This is a genomic window from Pseudomonas tumuqii (assembly GCF_013184545.1).
Lineage (GTDB): Bacteria > Pseudomonadota > Gammaproteobacteria > Pseudomonadales > Pseudomonadaceae > Aquipseudomonas > Aquipseudomonas tumuqii.
This window is the reverse complement of the sequence record NZ_JAAOJA010000021.1, coordinates 1-16,775: the sequence shown is the minus strand read 5'-3', so window position 1 is coordinate 16,775 and position 16,775 is coordinate 1. Positions and strand designations below refer to the sequence as shown.

Below are 16,775 nucleotides of genomic sequence, written 5' to 3'. Positions count from 1 at the left end.
GAGGAACCCGCATGTCCCACTCTGACTATGGCGCCGAAGTGCTCTGGCAACGCGGCGAACAGAACTTTCTCGACAACCGCTACAGCAGAAGGCACCTGCTGCGCTTCGATGGCGGCGTGGAAGTGGCGGGCTCCTCATCGCCCCATGTGGTGCCCGTACCGTTTTCGGATGCGGCGGCGGTGGACCCGGAAGAGGCCTTCGTCGCCTCGCTGTCCAGCTGCCATATGCTCTGGTTTCTCGCCATCGCCGGCAAACAGGGCTTTTGCGTAGATCGCTACCACGATCAGGCGCGCGGCCAGATGAGCGCCAATGCCGCCGGCAAGCTGTTTATCGCCCGGGTCACCCCGCGCCCCGCCGTGCAGTTCTCCGGCACGTGCCTGCCCAGCCGCGAGCAGATCGCGCAGATGCATCACCAGGCCCACGAGGAATGCTTTATCGCCAACTCGGTACGGACCGAAGTGCGCTGCGAGCCGCGCCATGACGAAGCCGGCGGATCTTGAGACGAGCTCAAGCCGCCAGCAGGGTCAAACTGACCGGCTAGAAACGCAGGTTGAAGTTGCCGCCGAAGATGCCGACCAGACCGATCACGATCAGATAGATGGCCACGATGTAATTCAGCAGGCGCGGCACCAGCAGAATCAGGATGCCGGCGATCAGGGAAATCAGGGGAGTCAGGGCGAGGTTCATGGCGTTTTTCCTGGCGAGTAATTCAACGGGTTGTTTATGCCTCACGCTCAGTATGGACGCTAAGCCTCGACACAACTGCAATGCCCGCTACCCGACTGCTAAATTGCCTGGCCGACTTTAACAGCCTGTTAACCCTCGACTTGCTTAAGGACCCGCATGAGCACCTGCACCCTGCTGACCTCACTATTTCAGTACAAAGCCTGGGCCAACCATGAGTTGTTCGCCGAGTTGCAGCGGCTTGATCCCGAGACTCATCGGAGCGAACTGCAAGCCGCCCTGCGTATCCTCAATCACATTTATGTGGTCGACCGCATCTTCGTCGCCAACCTGCAGGGCCTGCAGCACGGCTACAGCGCCAGCAATACCGCCGAGACGCCGACACTCGATGCGCTCTACCAGGCGGTGCAGGCCACCGACCGCTGGTATCTGGACTACGTGGCGGGATTAAGCGCCGAACAGTTGCGCGAGCGCATCGCCTTCGGCTTTGTCGACGGCGATGCCGGCTGCATGAGCCGCGAAGAGATGCTGGCGCATATCGTCAGCCACGGTGGCTACCACCGCGGCGCGGTGGGCCGGATCATGGCGCAGCTGTCGATTGCGCCGCCGCGGGATATCTACACGCGTTTCCTGCATCAGCGCGAGCCCGAGCGCCGCCACGCGCGCTGAGCGGCGGTGGGGCGGCCCGACGGTGGTTATTCGCCGCGGATGTACTGCTCCAGTTGCTGGATCAGGTCGGCCTGTTCGGCGATGGTGTGTTTGACCAGGTCACCGATCGACAGCAGGCCGATCAGCTCGCCTTCGGCCAAGACCGGCAAATGGCGCAGATGGCGGTCGGTCATCAGTTGCATGCAAAACTGCATGCTGTCCCGCGGCCCCACCGTGATTACCTCGGCGGTCATGATTTCGCTGACCTTGGCGCTAAACGCCGAGCGCTGCAGCAATTCGACCTTGCGCGCGTAATCACGCTCGCTGACGATCCCCACCAGGCGGCCCTTCTCCAGCACCAGCAGCGCACCTATGCCCTTCTCGGCCAGCAGCTTGACCGCCTCGAGCACCGTGGTATCGGGGCTGACGCTATAAACGGCGGCATGCGGCTTGACTCTGAGTATCTCGGCGACTGTTTTCATGCAGTGGCTCCCTGTCCGGTGTTCTTGCAATTGAGAATAACGCGCAGGCCGGCTGCCTTGAAGATAGTAGCCAGCCCGCCAAGAGGATCAGAGCACCTAGGCGACGCCGATGCAACTAGCGTTACCGGCGGCAAACGATAGTTTAGATGGCGCCGCGGGCCGGCAGGCGCAGGCTGGCCTGTACGCCGCCCTCGACATTGCCGACGCTCAGCTCACCGCCATGCAGCTGCACCACCTCCTGCACGAAGTTCAGGCCCAAACCGGTGCTTTTGCGCCCGCTGCCGGGGCGCGGCAGGGAGTAGAAGCGCTCGCACAGGCGGGCCAGGGCGTAGTCGGGAATCGGCTCGCCCTGGTTGAACAGCAGCAGCTCGATCTGGCTGCCCGTGGCCTTGGCACTGAAGCGGATCGCCCCGCCAAGCGGGGTGAAGTCGAGGGCGTTGTCCAGCAGGTTGGCCAGGGCCTGGCGCAGCAGGAAGGCCTCGCCGCGGACACATAGCTCGGCATCGATCAGGTTGTCGATGCGCAAGCCCGCCGCCTCGATACGCGCCATCTGCGCCTGCAGCAGGGCCTCGACCAGCGCCCGCAGCGGCACCGCCACCTGCTCTTCCAGGCCCTGGCGCTGCTCCACCTGGGCCAGGTGCAGCAGGCGTTCGATCAGTTGCTGGATGCGCGCGCTCTCCTGGCCGATATTGGCGACGAAGCGCTGGCGCTGCTCGCCCGGCATCTCGCCGTCGAGCAGTTCGGCGGCGCCGCGGATGGCCGCCAGGGGACTTTTCAGTTCGTGGGTCACGGGTGTGCACATAGCGCTCGACATAGGCCTTGCCTTCCAGCTCGGTGCGCATGCGTTCGATGGCCTGGGCCAGTTGCGCCAGCTCACCACCGCGCACGCTGGGCAACTCGGCGCGCTCGCCGGCGCTGACCGCCTGGGCATAGCGGGTCAGCTTGCGCAGCGCGGCGCTGAGCCACCAGGACAGCAGTGCGCCGATCAACAAGCCGAGCACGATCAGACCGCCGCCGAGCCAGGCCAGACGCTGCTCGGAACGCTCGATATAGGGCTGCAGGGTGCGGTTGGGCTTGGCCACCGAGACCACGCCGATGATCCGTTCGCCATCCATGATCGGCGCGGCCACGTACATCACCGAGGAGTCGGGATCGTTCGGGTCTTCCCGGGTCGAGCGCGCGCCGTATTCGCCGCGCAGGGTCAGCAGCACGTCGTTCCAGCGCGAGTAGTCCTGGCCCACCGCCGCCCCCGTGGAGTCGAGCAGGACCCTGCCCTTGGCGTCGGTGACGTAGATGCGGTGGTTGACCCGGGTCTTTTCCACGCCCCAGATGCTCGCCCGGGGCTGGCGCTGGCCGTAGGCCTGGAGCAACCCGGGCAGGCGGCCCTGCTGCAGGCTGCCGGCCTTGACCTCGTCGCGGAGGATTTCCGCCAGCAGGTTGGCGGTGTCGACCAGGGTTTCCTCGGTGGACTGGCGCACGCCGGGGCGGATCTCTTCCATCACCGTGCTCAGCACGAACCAGCCGGCCAGGCCGACGAAGAGGAAATAGACCAGGAAGATGCGCACGCCCAATGGCATCAGGCATGCCTCGGCGAATAGCTGTAGCCCAGGCCGCGGTGGGTCTGGATCGGCTCGGCTGCGGCGGCCACCTGGCGCAGCTTGGCGCGCAGGCTCTTGATATGGCTGTCGATGCTGCGTTCGTACCCGGCGTCGGCCGCCACGCCGAGGGCATCGAGCAGCTGCTCGCGGCTGAACACCCTTTCGGGCTGGCCGTGCAGCGTCTGCAGCAGGCGGAATTCGTGGCGAGTCAGGCTGAGCAACTGACCGTGATAGTGGGCCTGATAGCGTTGCCCGTCGATGCGCAGCGTCGCCGCGACGGCGGGCCGGCCCTCGCCAGCGAGCGGACGCGGGGCCGTGCGCTTGAGGATGGCCTTGACCCGCGCGGCTACTTCGCGCGGGCTAAAGGGCTTGACCACATAGTCGTCGGCGCCGATCTCCAGGCCCACCACCCGGTCGATCTCCTCGCTACGGGCGGTGAGGAAGATCACCGGCACCTCGGAAAAACGCCGCAAGCGCTTGCAGACTTCGAAACCGCCAATATCCGGCAGGCCGACATCGAGAATCACCAGGTCGAACGGCTCGCCCGCCAACCGCTCCAGCGCCACGCCGCCCAGGCCCAACCAGCAGGTGGTGAAACCCTCGGCCTGCAGGGCGTAGACCAGGGTGTCGGCAATCGCGGCTTCATCTTCGACGATCAGAATGTACGGCATGGGCGTCCTGCACACGGGCGGTCACGGCCGGCAGCCTGCGACAGGGCGGGCGTAGCGTCAAGCCGTACAGGGAATGGCGCATGCAATAGTCGAGATACAAGGGTGGGTTAGCGGCGCAAGCCACTGGACCTGTGGCCTGCGCGCAAGCCGAGCGCCGCGTAACCCACCAACGCGATGGCATGTCATGCGCAATGGTGGGTTACGCCGCGTTCATATCCGCGTAACCCGTAACATCCGGACATGCGCCTAACCCGACAGCATGGGTATCGCTGCGCTCAACCTGCGCGGCCCGACCCATCCTACGAAAGCCCTTTAGCGGGCCTTCAACCCAACCGGAAGCGCCCGGTATTCTGCGCCAGCATCTGGCTGCCGCGGCGCAGCTGCTCGGCGGCATCGCTCACCGCCTGGGCGCCGTCGAGCATGGCGCTGGCGCCCTGATCGACCTGCTGGATATTGCCGCTGACTTCGTCCGCAGTGGCGGCCTGCTGTTCGGCGGCGGTGGCGATCTGCGCCAGGCGGTCGCTGACCCGCTGCACCGACTCGACGATCCCGGCCAGGTCCTCGCCCATGGCCAGCACGCTGCCGACATCGCCCTCGGCCTGACGCACGGCCTCCTCCATCAGGCTGACGGACTGGCCGACCACCCGGTGCAGGTCGGCGACGGTCTGGGCGATTTCCGCGGTGGAGTTCTGCGTGCGTTGCGACAGCGAACGCACCTCGTCGGCGACCACGGCGAAGCCGCGACCCTGCTCGCCGGCACGCGCGGCCTCGATGGCGGCGTTGAGCGCCAGCAGGTTGGTCTGTTCGGCGATGCCCTTGATCACATCGACCACCCGGGTGATCTGCTCGGTTTGCATGCGCAGTTGCTGCAGGGTCGAGGCGCTGTCGCCCAGGCGGCTGCTGAGCTGACGCATGCTGGCGCTGGTGCGCACGCTACGCTGGTTGCTCTGGTTGGCGATCTCGCGGGTCTGCCCGGCTTCCACCGCGGCCTCCTCGCAGCTTTGCGCCACGCTTTGCGCGGTGGCGGCCATCTGCGTGGCGGCGGTGGCGATCTGGCTCATCTGCCCCTGCTGCTGCTCCACCGCCGTCAGCGCGCTCTGCGCCTGGCTGCTGAGCAACTGCACGGTGCCGTCGAGGCTCTGGCTTTCCTGATCGACACCCTGCAGCGAACCGCGCAACTGGGCGACCGCGGCATTCAGCGCGGTGGCGATGCTCGCCAGATCGTCTGCGCCATGCACTTGCATGTGCACGCGCAAGTCGCCGTCACGCAGGCCCTGCGCGGCCTCGATGATGCCGGCGGTGCTGCGCCGAATCGAGGCATTCAGGCAGAACAGCACGTAGAGCGCCAACAGGGTCAGTACGCCGAACACGGTGATCACCTGCCACATATCGCGCTGCGCCTGCTGGCGGTAGTCGCCCAGGCTCTGGGCGAACTGCTGGTACAACGCCTGCTGCAGACCCGCCAACTGCGCCTGCAAGGCGTCTACCCGCTCGATGAACTGTTGCGGACTCAAGGCCATGGGGCTGGCCTCGAACATGTCGCGATCGATCTCGCGCAGAAAGGTGTCGAAAGCTTGCTCGGCCTCGACGAATGACGCCTGCAAATCGCCCATCGACGCCTGCGCGGTCTGCTGGCCAATGGTGGCGCGCGCCTTGACCAACTGGCCGCGCGACTCGTCCAGGCTGCGGCGCAAATCGCGGATCAGGACGCGGCTTTGCAGGGTGAAATGCGCCGAGAACACCGCCCCATAACCCTGGCTGGCGAAGCTGCCGAGGCGCTCCTGCAAACGTGGCAGGGTGAAGGTCAGCTGCTCCATCATCAGGTAGGTGTCGAGGTTCGGATCGAGGATCAAACCGCTGTCGGTGGCCACCTGCTCCCGCAGCGCCATCAGGTGCAACAGGGTCTTTTGGTAACGCTCCAGGGCATCCGGTAGCGCCATCTTGCCCAGCGCCGCCACACTCAGCTCGGCGCGCAGCGCTTGCAACCCCGCCAATTGCTCACGTGCCTGAGTGCTCGACGGGGCACTCGCCAGCTGCGTCGCGGCCTGCTCCAGCGCCTGATCGAGACCGCTCGCGCGTTGTTCCAGCAGCGCCTCGGCCGGTTTATCGGTGCCCTTCCAGCGCGCCAGCAAGGTGCGCTGGGCGATCACCTCACGCTGCACCGAACCCAGCGCCTGCACCCCGTGCATGCCTTGTAGCTCATGGTCGATCAGCGTCAGGCGGGCCAGGTGATCGCTAGTGATCACCCACAGCGCATAGCCCAGCGGAAGGACGAACAATACAAACAGCAGCTGAAATTTACGCGCGAAGCTGAAACGCTCCAATACGCGCACACCCGGCTTGAGTACTCCAGTCATAACGACACCTCAACGAGTCCATTCACACCTGGCAGCAGGTGTGGCAAAGAACGTCATCTAGCAAGAATTACGCCGGGCTACTCTCAGGTCAGGCAAGCAGCGCGGACGGCTGCTTGCAGCATAGGTCAATAACGTTTCAGCACTGCGGCTGATTGGCGGTGTAGCGCTGCGCCGGATTGATCGCCACGCCGAAATCACGCAAGGCGCTGGTGCCGATCAACAACGGATAATCGAAGTGACTGCGATCGGTGAGGTTGACCTCGACGGTGCGCAGCTGGTTACCCAGGCAGAGTTGCATATCGACCACCGGACGCTTGGCCAGCGCCGGGCTGCTAGCCGATCCCTGCTCTTCGGCGCGGCTCTTGATTTCGCTGATGCGGGTCAGGCGCTGCTCGAACAGGGTGTCGTCGGCATTCTCGGTGGCCAGACGGAAACGCACCCAATCCTCACCGTCGCGCTGGAACTGCTCGATATCCTTGGCCGACAGCGAGGCGGTCACCGCGCCGGTGTCCATCTTGGCTTTCAGGGTTTGCCCGACTTGCGGCAATTCGATGTATTCGTAGCGCCCGTAGAGCGCCGGTTGATTGGCCATCGCCGGCAAAGCGACCAGGGCCAATAGTGCAGCAACAATCTTCATAACCTGTCAGTGCTCCGTAAAAACGTCAGGAACTCCGACCGGCTCGGCGGCGGATGGTTCGACCGGATGTCGGTCGGCGCTACGCTCAGAGCTTGTGAAAAAACGCTCCGTTATCTGGCGGGCAAGCCCGTCCACAACTCATCCAGGTGGCGAAACCCCCAGTCGGCGGCGGACTCGCGGCTGAGGATCTTGTCGCGACCGACCCACTCGGCCAGGTCGACTATTTCCTCGGCAATCGGCGCTTTCGACTGGGCCGAGAAGAACACCTTGACCCTGGGCATCAGCAACGAAGTGGCGTGTTGCTCCAGCACCACACCGAGGCGGCCGCTCTGCAGGCGCACCAGCGAACCGGTCGGGTAGATACCGACGGCCCGGACAAACGACTGGAACACCCGCTCATCGAAATGCCCCTTGCTCCACTCCGCCATCTTGTGGATCGACTCGGCCGGCCCCCACCCAGCCTTGTACGGACGGTTCGAGGTAATCGCGTCATACACGTCGCAGACCGCGCCCATGCGGGCGAACAGACTGATCTGCTCACCGGCCAGGTGATGTGGATAGCCGCTACCGTCAATCTTTTCGTGATGATGCAGGCACACGTCCAGCACCAGCGCGCTGACCTGGCGGCTGTCGAGCAGAATCCGCACGCCCTCCCTGGGATGGCGGCGCATGGTGGCGAACTCGCTGTCGCTCAATTTGCTTGGCTTGTTCAGCAGGGCCAACGGAATGCGCATCTTGCCGATGTCATGCAGCAACCCGGCCATCCCCGCCTCGCGCACCTCGTCCTCGGCCAGGTCGAGTTGGCGCGCCAGGGCGATCATCAGCGCGCAGACCGCGACCGAATGCATATAGGTGTATTCGTCGGCGTGCTTGAGCCGGGCCAGGCTGATCAGGGCATGTGGCTGGCGCAATGCCGAGGCGGCAATGTCATCGACCAATTCGGCCACATGGGCGACGTCAATCGCCCGGCCCATGCGGGCATCGCCGAACATCTGCATCACCGCCTTCTTGGCGCTGTCGCAGAGCTTGGCGGCACGGGCGACTTCCTCCTCCAGCGCGGCGCGCTTGCCTTGCACCACAGGTACGACCGCGAGCAATACCGCTGCGGTTTCCTCCGCCACCTGCTCGACCGTTTGCCCGCTCGGCAGATCCAGGCCCTTGCTGGTGTCGATCCACAACTCGCGGATGCCACTGTCGCGAAGGCGCTGCAGATCCTTGGGGTTGCTCAGGAGAAAGCGAGTCTTCCAGAACGGATGCTCCATCCATGAACCGCACAGCTCATGGATGTACATACCCTCGAGCAACTCGGTGACGGAAATGCGCTTAAGCACGGCGGTGACCATGACGGCAATGAATGAACCCGCTAAGCATAAGCCATCCACGACAGTGGCATACTGACATCATTCGGCTATTTTTCCTCCACCCACGCGCTCAGCGGCCGTGAAAATACCGAGCGCCGCCACGCGGCCGCCTCCGGGCGCTCGCAGCGCAACTCCGCAGCGGACGTCTGGAGGCATCGCAGCAGGCGAGCGTTTTCCGCAAGTTCTCGGCTTGGAGCCCAGGCCATGCCTGCCTATCATGGCCGCTGCCCGCGCACCACAAGGAGTACCCATGCGCCACCTGCTGACCGGACTGAGCGTCACCCTGCTGTTGCTGCTCAACACCCTGAGCCTGATCGGCCCGCTGCTGCTGATCGCCCTGGGCAAGTTCCTCCTGCCCGGCAAGGCCCTGAAGGCCGCCAGTTCGCGCGGGGTGATGTGGGTGGCGGAAACTTGGGCCGAGCTGAACAAGCTGATCTTCGCCGGCCTGCTGCCGACCGTCTGGGACATCCGCGGCGGCGCCGAACTGCGCCAGGACACCTCCTACCTGGTGATCAGCAACCACCAGTCCTGGGTGGATATCCCGGCCCTGATCCAGGCGTTCAACCGCAAGGCGCCCTATTTCAAGTTCTTCCTCAAGCGCCAGCTGATCTGGGTGCCGTTGCTCGGCCTGGCCTTCTGGGCCCTGGATTACCCGTTCATGAAGCGCTACTCCAAGGCGTTCCTGACCAGGCACCCGGAGCGGGCAGGCGAAGACCTGACCATCACCCGGCGTGCCTGCGAGAAGTTCAAGGAGCTGCCGGTGACCGTGGTCAACTACCTCGAGGGCACCCGTTTCACCCCGGCCAAGCACGCCGCGCAAGGCTCGCCCTACCGCTACCTGCTCAAGCCCAAGGCCGGCGGCGTGGCCTTCGTCCTCGCCGCGCTGGGCGAGCAACTGGATGCGCTGCTGGACGTCACCCTGGTCTACCCGAGCGAGCAGATCCCCGGTTTCTGGGATCTGCTCTGCGGCCGGGTGCCGAAAGTCATCATCGATATCCAGACCCACGCCCTCGACCCGGCGCTGTGGCAGGGTGATTACCAGAACGATGCACAGTTCCGCGACTTCCTGCAGGGCTGGGTCAGCCGCCTGTGGCAAGCCAAGGACGCGCGCATCGGCGCCCTGCGCGCCGAACTGCACGGCCCCGCGAGCGGTTGAGGCGACGCTGCCCCCGGTCGCACCAGCAGTAACGCCGGCGTCGCCGCCTGCTACACTGCGCGTCATTTCGATTTGCAGGCCTGAACCGTGACCAACACCGCTTTCTCCTCACTGCCGCTGTCCGCCTCCATGCTGGCGAACCTCGAGTCGCTCGGTTACACCGCGATGACGCCGATTCAAGCGCAGAGCCTGCCGGTGATGCTCAAGGGCATGGACCTGATCGCCCAGGCCAAGACCGGCAGCGGCAAGACCGCCGCCTTCGGCATCGGCCTGCTCAACCCGCTCAATCCGCGCTACTTCGGCTGCCAGGCGCTGGTCATGTGCCCGACCCGCGAACTGGCCGACCAGGTGGCCAAGGAAATCCGCCGCCTGGCCCGCGGCGCCGACAACATCAAGGTGCTGACCCTGTGTGGCGGCGTGCCTTTCGGCCCGCAGATCGGCTCGCTGGAGCACGGCGCGCAGATCATCGTCGGCACCCCGGGACGCATCCAGCAGCACCTGGCCAAGGGCACCCTGAAGCTCGACGGCCTCAACACCCTGGTGCTCGACGAAGCCGACCGCATGCTCGACATGGGCTTCTACGACAGCATCGCCGACATCATCGGCCAGACCCCGAGCAAGCGGCAGACCCTGCTGTTCTCCGCCACCTACCCGGCCGGCATCAAGCAGTTGTCCGCGGCCTTCATGCGCAACCCGCAGCAGGTCAAGGCCGAGGCCATGCACGACGACGCGCAGATCGAGCAGCGTTTCTACGAGATCGCCCCGGAGCAGCGCATGGACGCGGTGGTCAAGCTGCTCGCCAGCTTCCGTCCCGAATCCTGCGTAGCCTTCTGCTTCACCAAGCAGCAGTGCCAGGAAGTGGTCGATCATCTCGCCGCCAACGGCATTTCCGCCGCGGCGCTGAATGGCGACCTGGAACAACGCGACCGCGACCAGGTGCTGGCGATGTTCGCCAACCGCAGCCTGTCGGTACTGGTGGCCACCGATGTCGCCGCCCGCGGCCTGGACATCGACGCCCTGGACATGGTGATCAACGTCGAACTGGCGCGCGACTCGGAAATCCACATCCACCGCGTCGGTCGCACCGGCCGCGCCGGCGAGAAAGGCATGGCCATGAGCCTGGTCGCCCCAGCCGAAGGCCATCGCGCCCAGGCCATCGAGACCCTGCAGAAGAGCCCGCTCAACTGGCACCCGCTGAACAGCCTCAAGGCCAAGGCCGGCGAACCCCTGCAACCGCCGATGATCACCCTGTGCATCAGCGGCGGACGCAAGGACAAAGTCCGCCCCGGCGACATCCTCGGCGCCCTCACCGGCGATGCCGGCATCCCCGGCAGCCAAGTCGGCAAGATCGCCATCTTCGACTTCCAGGCCTATGTCGCAGTCGAACGCAGCATGGCCCAACAGGCCCTGAAACGCCTGAGCGAAGGCAAGATCAAAGGCCGCACACTGCGCGTGCGCTCGCTGTAAGGCACTCGCCACGCCACGCCGTGGCGATACCCGCACACCTGTAGGAGGCCCGACCCCGGGGCGCTGCTCTTGCCTTTGCTCCCGGCCCCAAAGCAGCAGCCCTGCGGCCTGCATTCGCCGCGGGGCGCGCCTCCCACAAGAGCCCGGCGATACCCACGTACCTGTAGGAGGCCCGACCTCGGGGCGATGCTCTTGCCGTTGCTCCCTGATCCAGTAACCCGCTGCCCCACCGCTCCGCTTGTCGCATACCCCGTCCCTGGGCAATCATGATGCCTGCGGTCGGTTGTCGCCGGCATCCTCCAGCCCCGCTTAGCGCGGGTGCCCAACACAGGAGCCGCCATATGTTCGAGGCCTTCGCCACACTCAAGCAGCACTTCGCCGCCCTGCACAGCGACGCCGAGCACTGGTCGCTGCGCTATGTGCGCGAAGACCACCAGCACCTGGCGATGCGCAAGCTGGTGGCCGAACCGCCGCGCTTCAGCCGTGACCAGGGCGCGATGCTCAGTGTGCGAGTCGCCGGGGTCGAGGCCTACGCGGCGACCAGCGACCTGTCGCGCCAGGGCCTGCAGGCCGCGCTGCAGCGGGCTACCGCGCTGGCCCGGCGGATCGCCCCGCAGGCCTTGCTCGAGCTGCAGGCACTGGCGCCCTCCAGCGAACGCGGCGAGTATCGCTCGCCCGGCCTGGAGGACGATTTCCCCTCGCTCGCCGCCTGCTACCAGTTGCTCGCCGCCGAGTCCGCCGCCGTACCCAGCGACCCGCGCCTGGTCAATTGGCGGGTCGCCCTCGACCTGACCCAGGTCGAGCAGCTCTACCTCAACAACAGCGGCGCCGAGTTGCGCCAGGCCCAGCGTTTCGTCTATCCGCACCTCAGCGTCACCGCCTACGACGGCCAGGACAGCCAGACCCGCAACCTCGGCGGCGCCCACCTCGGCCAGCAGGGCGGCGCCGGGGTGATCGAGCGCCTGGGCCTGATCGGCGCCGCACCGCAGGTCGCCGACCAGGCCCTGCAACTGCTGCTGGCGCCCAATGCGCCGACTGGCCCGCGCGACCTGTTGCTGATGCCGGACCAGATGATCCTGCAACTGCACGAATCCATCGGCCACCCGCTGGAGCTGGACCGCATCCTCGGCGACGAGCGCAACTTCGCCGGCACCAGCTTCGTCAAGACCGGTGACTTCGGCCAGCTGCAATACGGCTCCAGCCTGCTCAACGTGACCTTCGACCCGCACATCCCCGAGGAGCTGGCCAGCTACGCCCACGACGACGACGGCAGCCCGGCCAGCCGCGAGTACCTGATCCGCGACGGCCTGCTGCTGCGCCCCCTCGGTGGGGCGCTGTCGCAGTGGCGCAGCGGCCTGGGGGGCGTGGCCAGCAGCCGCGCCAGCAGCTGGAACCGTCCGCCGATCGACCGCATGGCCAACCTCAATATCGAACCGGGCGAACAGAATCTTCAGCAACTGATCGGCGGCATCGAGCACGGCATCCTGATGGCCAGCAACCGTTCCTGGTCGATCGACGACGCGCGCAACAAATTCCAGTTCGGCTGCGAATGGGGCCAGCTGATCGAGCACGGCCAACTGCGTGGCGTGGTCAAGAACCCCAACTACCGCGGCATCTCCAGCCAGTTCTGGCGCTCGCTCGCGGCCGTCGGCGACGCCAGCACCCGCGAGGTGCTCGGAACCCCGCACTGCGGCAAGGGCGAACCGAACCAGGTGGTGCGGGTCGGCCACGCCACCCCGGCCTGCGTATTCAGCCAGGTCGACGTATTCGGCGGAGCAGCCTGATGAGTCCCCTCAGCCAGTTCGAAGCCCTGGCCGCATGGCTGCGCGGCGCCCTGGGCGCCGGCGAAGAATTCAGCCTCGGCTACAGCGCCGAGTCCTCCGAGTTCATCCGCTTCAACCAGGGCAAGGTGCGCCAGGCCGGCCATGTGCAGCAGGCCAGCCTGACCCTGCAACTGATCCGCGACGGCCGCCATGCCGAGTTGCAGGTCACCCTCGGCGGCGCGGTGCAGGTCGACCGCCAGCGCCTGGCCGACGCCCTGACGCAGCTGCGCCAGACCCTGCCGCTGCTGCCGGCCGATCCTTACCTGCAGCTCAACCGCGAGGCCTGGCACAGTCGGGTGCTGCAACTCCAGCCGCTGCCGGACAGCGCCGCGGTGGTCGAGCAGATCGGCCAGGCCGCGCACGGCCTGGATCTGGTCGGCTTCTACGCCGCCGGCCCGCTCAGCCGCGGCTTCGCCAGCTCCAGCGGTGCCTTCGGCTGGCACCAGGCGAGCAGCTTCAACTTCGACTGGAGCCTGTTCCACGCCAACGGCCAGGCCGTCAAGGCGCAGTACGCCGGCCAGACCTGGCAGGCCGAGGCCTTCGCCCGGCGCATGCAGCTGGCGCGCGAACAACTGGCCTACCTCGGCCGGCCGCTGCGCACCCTGGCGCCCGGCCGCTACCGCGCCTACCTGGCGCCCGCCGCCCTGCAGGAAATCATCGAACTGCTCGGCTGGGGCGGCTTCTCCGCCCAGGCCCTGGCCGACAAGGACAGCCCGCTGCAACGCCTGCACGCCGGCGCCGCCAGCCTCAGCCCGTTGCTGCACCTGCAGGAACAGGTCAGCGCCTCACTGGCCCCGCCCTTCTCCAGCGAAGGCTACCCGCGCCGCGACCTGCAGCTGATCCGCGCCGGCCAGCCCGGCGAGCAACTGGTCAGCGCCCGCAGCGCCGCCGAATACGGCCTGCCGGCCAACGGCGCCAGCCCCTGGGAAAGCCCGCAAGCGCTGGCCATGGCCGCCGGCAGCCTGGAGCAGGAGGAGATCCTCGCCCGCCTCGGCAGCGGCCTGTACATCGGCAACCTCTGGTACCTCAACTACTCCGACCGCCCGGCCGCACGCCTGACCGGCATGACCCGCTTCGCCACCTTCTGGGTCGAGGACGGCAAGCTGCAGGCGCCACTCGCCAGCATGCGTTTCGACGACAGCCTCTACGACCTGCTCGGCAGCCAGCTCGAAGCCCTGACCCGCGAGCGCGAGCTGAGCCTGTCCACCAGCACCTACCGGCAGCGCCACAACGGCTCGACCTTGCTCCCCGGCGCCCTGCTCCGGCGCCTGACTTTGACGCTGTAGCCTGCTGCCTCGCGCTAATCGTTGCCCTGGCCACCCCTCCTGCTCGCCGATGCGTGGCCGAACCTGTAGGAACCAGCTTGCTGGCGATTCACCAAGAGGCAGCAGGCAAGTCCCTTTAACAGGGAGTCTTCAACAGCCCACTACAGCCCATGCTGCTGGAGAATCGCCGCATAACTGCCATCGGCGCGCATGGCGGCGATGGCCCGGTTGAACGCCTCGGCGATCGCCTGATGCTGCGGATGGCTGCGGCGGATCAGGATATGCAGGCCGTTCTCGCTCAACGGCCGCGGCAGAAACTCCAGCTCATCGCGGATGCCGCTCAACTCGCGGGCCAGGTGATAACGGGCGACGAACTCGTCCTCCAGGGTCAACTCGACCCGCTTGGCCTGCAGCATGCGCGCGGCGCTGGCGAAACTGCCGACACCCACCTTGCGCAGCCGCGGGTCACTGTTGAACTCGGCGGAATAGGCATAGCCACGCACCACCGCGATGCGCTGGGGATACAGATCGGCCAGTTGCTCGAACTGGATGGCGCTGCCCTTGCGCCGCAGCAGGCGGATGCGATTGAGCAGAAAAGGCGCGGAAAAGTAACCGTAGCTGGCGCGCTCCTCGCTGTACCAGGCATTGATCAGCACATCGTAGTCGCTGCGCTGCAAGCCCCGCACCGCTCGCTCCCAGGGCACCTGCGCATACTCCGTGGCATAACCGGCACGGCCCAGCGCACTGCTCACCAGATCGGACGCCACCCCGTTATTCAGCAGGGTCTGGTCAGTGAACGGCGGCCAGGGGTCGGCCACCAGACGCAGGGTATCGGCCGCCACACCCAGCGGCAGCAACACAAGCGACAAGCACAACGCACGCAATCCATTCATGACGGGCTGTCCACAAGGCAACGATTGCAGACTGGTCATCCCGCCGCCCGGCGGGTCTGCCAGCCCTATTGGTTATCGCCGTACTGAACCACCCCGGGGGCGGAGCCGGGGATAACCATCAACTGGTATACCGGCTGCACACAGGGCAGGAGAAAGACGGATTGCTGCTTATACGACAAATGCTATAAGGTCAAAACACCTTAGCTGGCCCGGTGCCATCCTGCTCACCCGCCGTTACCAAAGGGAGCTTGGTATGCGTTGCCCATCACCCGAATGGCCCAGGCTTACCACAGCAGCGCCCCACGATAACGCCCCTGTTCGGCGTTGCGCAGTGTTTTCGCGGCACGCCAACGGGAAACTGGTCAGACAGCGCTTATCCACAGCGTATCGGTTACGTGAAATCACGGGACCATGCAATCACCTACTGTTTACTGCCATTACAGGTAATGGATTGATCTTTAAGGATTTTATGAAAGGCGTCGTTCGCTTGCGGGTGGACTTATCTAGAACTCTTCGTTATTCGATAACAAAGAATTACGTCTATTTACTGCTAGTGGATCACCGTCATGCCAATCACACATAAAAATACATTTATCCTGATCACTGCAGTAGCAGTGTATTTAACATCCATGTTTTTACCGGCACTTTATACGGAGTTTGTTTATAACTACACTGGCGATCCTTTGATAGAGAAAAATGCTCCATATTATGGATGGAAAATCTTGATACTAGGCTGGGCGGGAATTTTTGACTACGCAGTAGCTTGGTACGCAAATCCTGCATTTATTGCAACAATAATTTTATATATAAATAATCAACCTACCTGCATCACATCCGCCAAAATCGCTCTTGCGCTGGCAGTAACATCGTTACTTTACAGAAATATCTGGAGCGAGGACGGCACACCTGAACATATCGCTAATTACGGTCCAGCGTTCTACTTGTGGTTATCATCATTTATTCTAATACTTCTCGCAGCCACACGAAAATTCAGATGAAAAACATTGCGTCGTTACAATCCAGAACATTCACACTGCTAACAAAGTGCTGAAGACGCTCATTTCATTCATTGGGACCGCCGAAGCCGGCCCCTTAGCTTAATCGTTAGGGTATTTATGTTCATTGGTCATTTACCAGCAGGGTATGTTGCCGCGAAATTGCTGCTTAAGCAGTTTGCAGACACAGGCGTTCCAACAAAACTCTTTGTCTTGGTAGGAGTGCTTGGCGCAACCGCACCAGACCTCGACATGTTCTATTTTTACTTAATTGACAATAGACAGAACCACCATCACACATACTGGCCACACTATCCAGCCCTATGGCTTGCTATGCTTGCAGCCTCGAGTATCTGGTTCAGATTCGCATACAAGAAATCAGGCGCAGCACTCGCGTTAATTTTTTCAATCAACGGTTTCATTCACATGTTGCTCGACTCAATAGTAGGTGACATCTGGTGGTTTGCTCCGGCAATAGATCAGCCCTATGCTCTTTTCACCGTTGAGGCTATGTATAAACCTTGGTGGCTAAACTTCATTTTGCATTGGTCGTTCGCCCTAGAAATACTGGCATTTTCTTGGGCTATTTATTTATGGCGCTCCAAGCCCGCCCCCTAAGAATGCGTATATGGACTCTCCCCACAAGTAGTGAGTAAAGCCTTTCTTTTGCATCTGTCGTCAGCGCGGTTGCATGCGTATATCCGGCCTGTTTTGGGCTTTATCGCCCTGGCCATTCTG

15 protein-coding genes and 1 pseudogene are annotated in these 16,775 nt (G+C 64.3%); 8 read left to right on the top strand and 8 right to left on the bottom strand.

Annotated features, from left to right (window positions below):
* Positions 1 to 11: 11 nt before the first annotated feature.
* Positions 12 to 500 carry an OsmC family protein gene (locus tag G9C89_RS23075; RefSeq protein WP_172152690.1) on the top strand — a complete coding sequence of 163 codons (489 nt, stop codon included), beginning with the start codon at positions 12 to 14 and terminating at the stop codon, positions 498 to 500.
* A gap of 37 nt (positions 501 to 537) precedes the next feature.
* On the opposite strand, the gene G9C89_RS23070 is transcribed toward G9C89_RS23075, so the two are convergent.
* Complete coding sequence (locus G9C89_RS23070) at positions 538 to 687, bottom strand: DUF3096 domain-containing protein (RefSeq protein WP_172152688.1); 150 nt, start codon at positions 685 to 687, stop codon at positions 538 to 540.
* A 156-nt stretch (positions 688 to 843) separates the two neighbouring features.
* On the opposite strand from G9C89_RS23070, the gene G9C89_RS23065 reads away from it, so the two are divergent.
* Positions 844 to 1,353: a DinB family protein gene (locus G9C89_RS23065; protein ID WP_172152686.1), complete on the top strand. Its 510-nt coding sequence runs from the start codon at positions 844 to 846 to the stop codon at positions 1,351 to 1,353.
* A 26-nt stretch (positions 1,354 to 1,379) separates the two neighbouring features.
* On the opposite strand, the gene G9C89_RS23060 is transcribed toward G9C89_RS23065, so the two are convergent.
* From G9C89_RS23060 to G9C89_RS23035, 6 genes and pseudogenes are all read right to left on the bottom strand, one after another.
* Positions 1,380 to 1,814, bottom strand: coding sequence for a CBS domain-containing protein (locus G9C89_RS23060; protein WP_172152684.1), 435 nt, complete (start codon positions 1,812 to 1,814; stop codon positions 1,380 to 1,382).
* Positions 1,815 to 1,956: 142 nt separating this feature from the next.
* Positions 1,957 to 3,391, bottom strand: a pseudogene (gene creC / locus G9C89_RS23055) (two-component system sensor histidine kinase CreC).
* The gene (creB, locus tag G9C89_RS23050) at positions 3,391 to 4,083 is read right to left on the bottom strand and encodes a two-component system response regulator CreB (RefSeq protein ID WP_172152682.1); all 693 of its coding nucleotides are present in this window, start codon (positions 4,081 to 4,083) and stop codon (positions 3,391 to 3,393) included. Before creB ends, creC begins: the two are co-directional and overlap by 1 nt.
* A gap of 323 nt (positions 4,084 to 4,406) precedes the next feature.
* A complete protein-coding gene (locus G9C89_RS23045; RefSeq protein ID WP_172152680.1) occupies positions 4,407 to 6,440 on the bottom strand; it encodes a methyl-accepting chemotaxis protein in 2,034 nt (677 codons plus the stop codon).
* 136 nt (positions 6,441 to 6,576) lie between these two features.
* Positions 6,577 to 7,077: a retropepsin-like aspartic peptidase RloA2 gene (rloA2, locus tag G9C89_RS23040; RefSeq protein WP_172152678.1), complete on the bottom strand. Its 501-nt coding sequence runs from the start codon at positions 7,075 to 7,077 to the stop codon at positions 6,577 to 6,579.
* Positions 7,078 to 7,187: 110 nt separating this feature from the next.
* Positions 7,188 to 8,408 (bottom strand): HD-GYP domain-containing protein, encoded by a 1,221-nt coding sequence (locus tag G9C89_RS23035; RefSeq protein WP_172152676.1) that lies wholly within the window; start codon positions 8,406 to 8,408, stop codon positions 7,188 to 7,190.
* 280 nt (positions 8,409 to 8,688) lie between these two features.
* On the opposite strand from G9C89_RS23035, the gene G9C89_RS23030 reads away from it, so the two are divergent.
* The 4 genes from G9C89_RS23030 (at position 8,689) to G9C89_RS23015 (ending at position 14,170) form a co-directional block, all read left to right on the top strand.
* The gene (locus G9C89_RS23030) at positions 8,689 to 9,594 is read left to right on the top strand and encodes an acyltransferase (protein ID WP_172152674.1); all 906 of its coding nucleotides are present in this window, start codon (positions 8,689 to 8,691) and stop codon (positions 9,592 to 9,594) included.
* A gap of 87 nt (positions 9,595 to 9,681) precedes the next feature.
* Positions 9,682 to 11,061, top strand: coding sequence for an ATP-dependent RNA helicase DbpA (dbpA, locus tag G9C89_RS23025; RefSeq protein ID WP_172152672.1), 1,380 nt, complete (start codon positions 9,682 to 9,684; stop codon positions 11,059 to 11,061).
* A gap of 341 nt (positions 11,062 to 11,402) precedes the next feature.
* A complete protein-coding gene (locus G9C89_RS23020) occupies positions 11,403 to 12,845 on the top strand; it encodes a TldD/PmbA family protein (protein WP_172152670.1) in 1,443 nt (480 codons plus the stop codon).
* Positions 12,845 to 14,170: a TldD/PmbA family protein gene (locus tag G9C89_RS23015; protein WP_172152668.1), complete on the top strand. Its 1,326-nt coding sequence runs from the start codon at positions 12,845 to 12,847 to the stop codon at positions 14,168 to 14,170. Before G9C89_RS23020 ends, G9C89_RS23015 begins: the two co-directional genes overlap by 1 nt.
* A gap of 140 nt (positions 14,171 to 14,310) precedes the next feature.
* Here the strand turns inward: G9C89_RS23015 and G9C89_RS23010 are convergent, their stop codons facing one another.
* Entirely contained in the window at positions 14,311 to 15,042 is a 732-nt protein-coding gene (locus G9C89_RS23010) for a substrate-binding periplasmic protein (RefSeq protein ID WP_172152666.1), read from the bottom strand.
* 566 nt (positions 15,043 to 15,608) lie between these two features.
* Here G9C89_RS23010 and G9C89_RS23005 point away from each other — a divergent pair.
* Positions 15,609 to 16,040, top strand: a complete 432-nt coding sequence (locus G9C89_RS23005) for a hypothetical protein (protein WP_172152664.1) — start codon at positions 15,609 to 15,611, stop codon at positions 16,038 to 16,040.
* Positions 16,041 to 16,157: 117 nt separating this feature from the next.
* Positions 16,158 to 16,655: a metal-dependent hydrolase gene (locus tag G9C89_RS23000; protein WP_172152662.1), complete on the top strand. Its 498-nt coding sequence runs from the start codon at positions 16,158 to 16,160 to the stop codon at positions 16,653 to 16,655.
* Positions 16,656 to 16,775 lie beyond the last annotated feature (120 nt).

Excerpts from the sequence above, each read along its gene's own strand:
- G9C89_RS23010 (WP_172152666.1), bottom strand. The coding sequence starts at position 15,042 with ATGAATGGATTGCGTGCGTTGTGCTTGTCGCTTGTGTTGCTGCCGCTG.
- G9C89_RS23005 (WP_172152664.1), top strand. The coding sequence starts at position 15,609 with ATGCCAATCACACATAAAAATACATTTATCCTGATCACTGCAGTAGCA.
- G9C89_RS23060 (WP_172152684.1), bottom strand. The coding sequence starts at position 1,814 with ATGAAAACAGTCGCCGAGATACTCAGAGTCAAGCCGCATGCCGCCGTT.
- rloA2 (WP_172152678.1), bottom strand. The coding sequence starts at position 7,077 with ATGAAGATTGTTGCTGCACTATTGGCCCTGGTCGCTTTGCCGGCGATG.
- G9C89_RS23030 (WP_172152674.1), top strand. The coding sequence starts at position 8,689 with ATGCGCCACCTGCTGACCGGACTGAGCGTCACCCTGCTGTTGCTGCTC.
- G9C89_RS23020 (WP_172152670.1), top strand. The coding sequence starts at position 11,403 with ATGTTCGAGGCCTTCGCCACACTCAAGCAGCACTTCGCCGCCCTGCAC.
- creB (WP_172152682.1), bottom strand. The coding sequence starts at position 4,083 with ATGCCGTACATTCTGATCGTCGAAGATGAAGCCGCGATTGCCGACACC.
- G9C89_RS23070 (WP_172152688.1), bottom strand. The coding sequence starts at position 687 with ATGAACCTCGCCCTGACTCCCCTGATTTCCCTGATCGCCGGCATCCTG.
- G9C89_RS23075 (WP_172152690.1), top strand. The coding sequence starts at position 12 with ATGTCCCACTCTGACTATGGCGCCGAAGTGCTCTGGCAACGCGGCGAA.
- G9C89_RS23045 (WP_172152680.1), bottom strand. The coding sequence starts at position 6,440 with ATGACTGGAGTACTCAAGCCGGGTGTGCGCGTATTGGAGCGTTTCAGC.
- G9C89_RS23065 (WP_172152686.1), top strand. The coding sequence starts at position 844 with ATGAGCACCTGCACCCTGCTGACCTCACTATTTCAGTACAAAGCCTGG.
- G9C89_RS23015 (WP_172152668.1), top strand. The coding sequence starts at position 12,845 with ATGAGTCCCCTCAGCCAGTTCGAAGCCCTGGCCGCATGGCTGCGCGGC.
- G9C89_RS23000 (WP_172152662.1), top strand. The coding sequence starts at position 16,158 with ATGTTCATTGGTCATTTACCAGCAGGGTATGTTGCCGCGAAATTGCTG.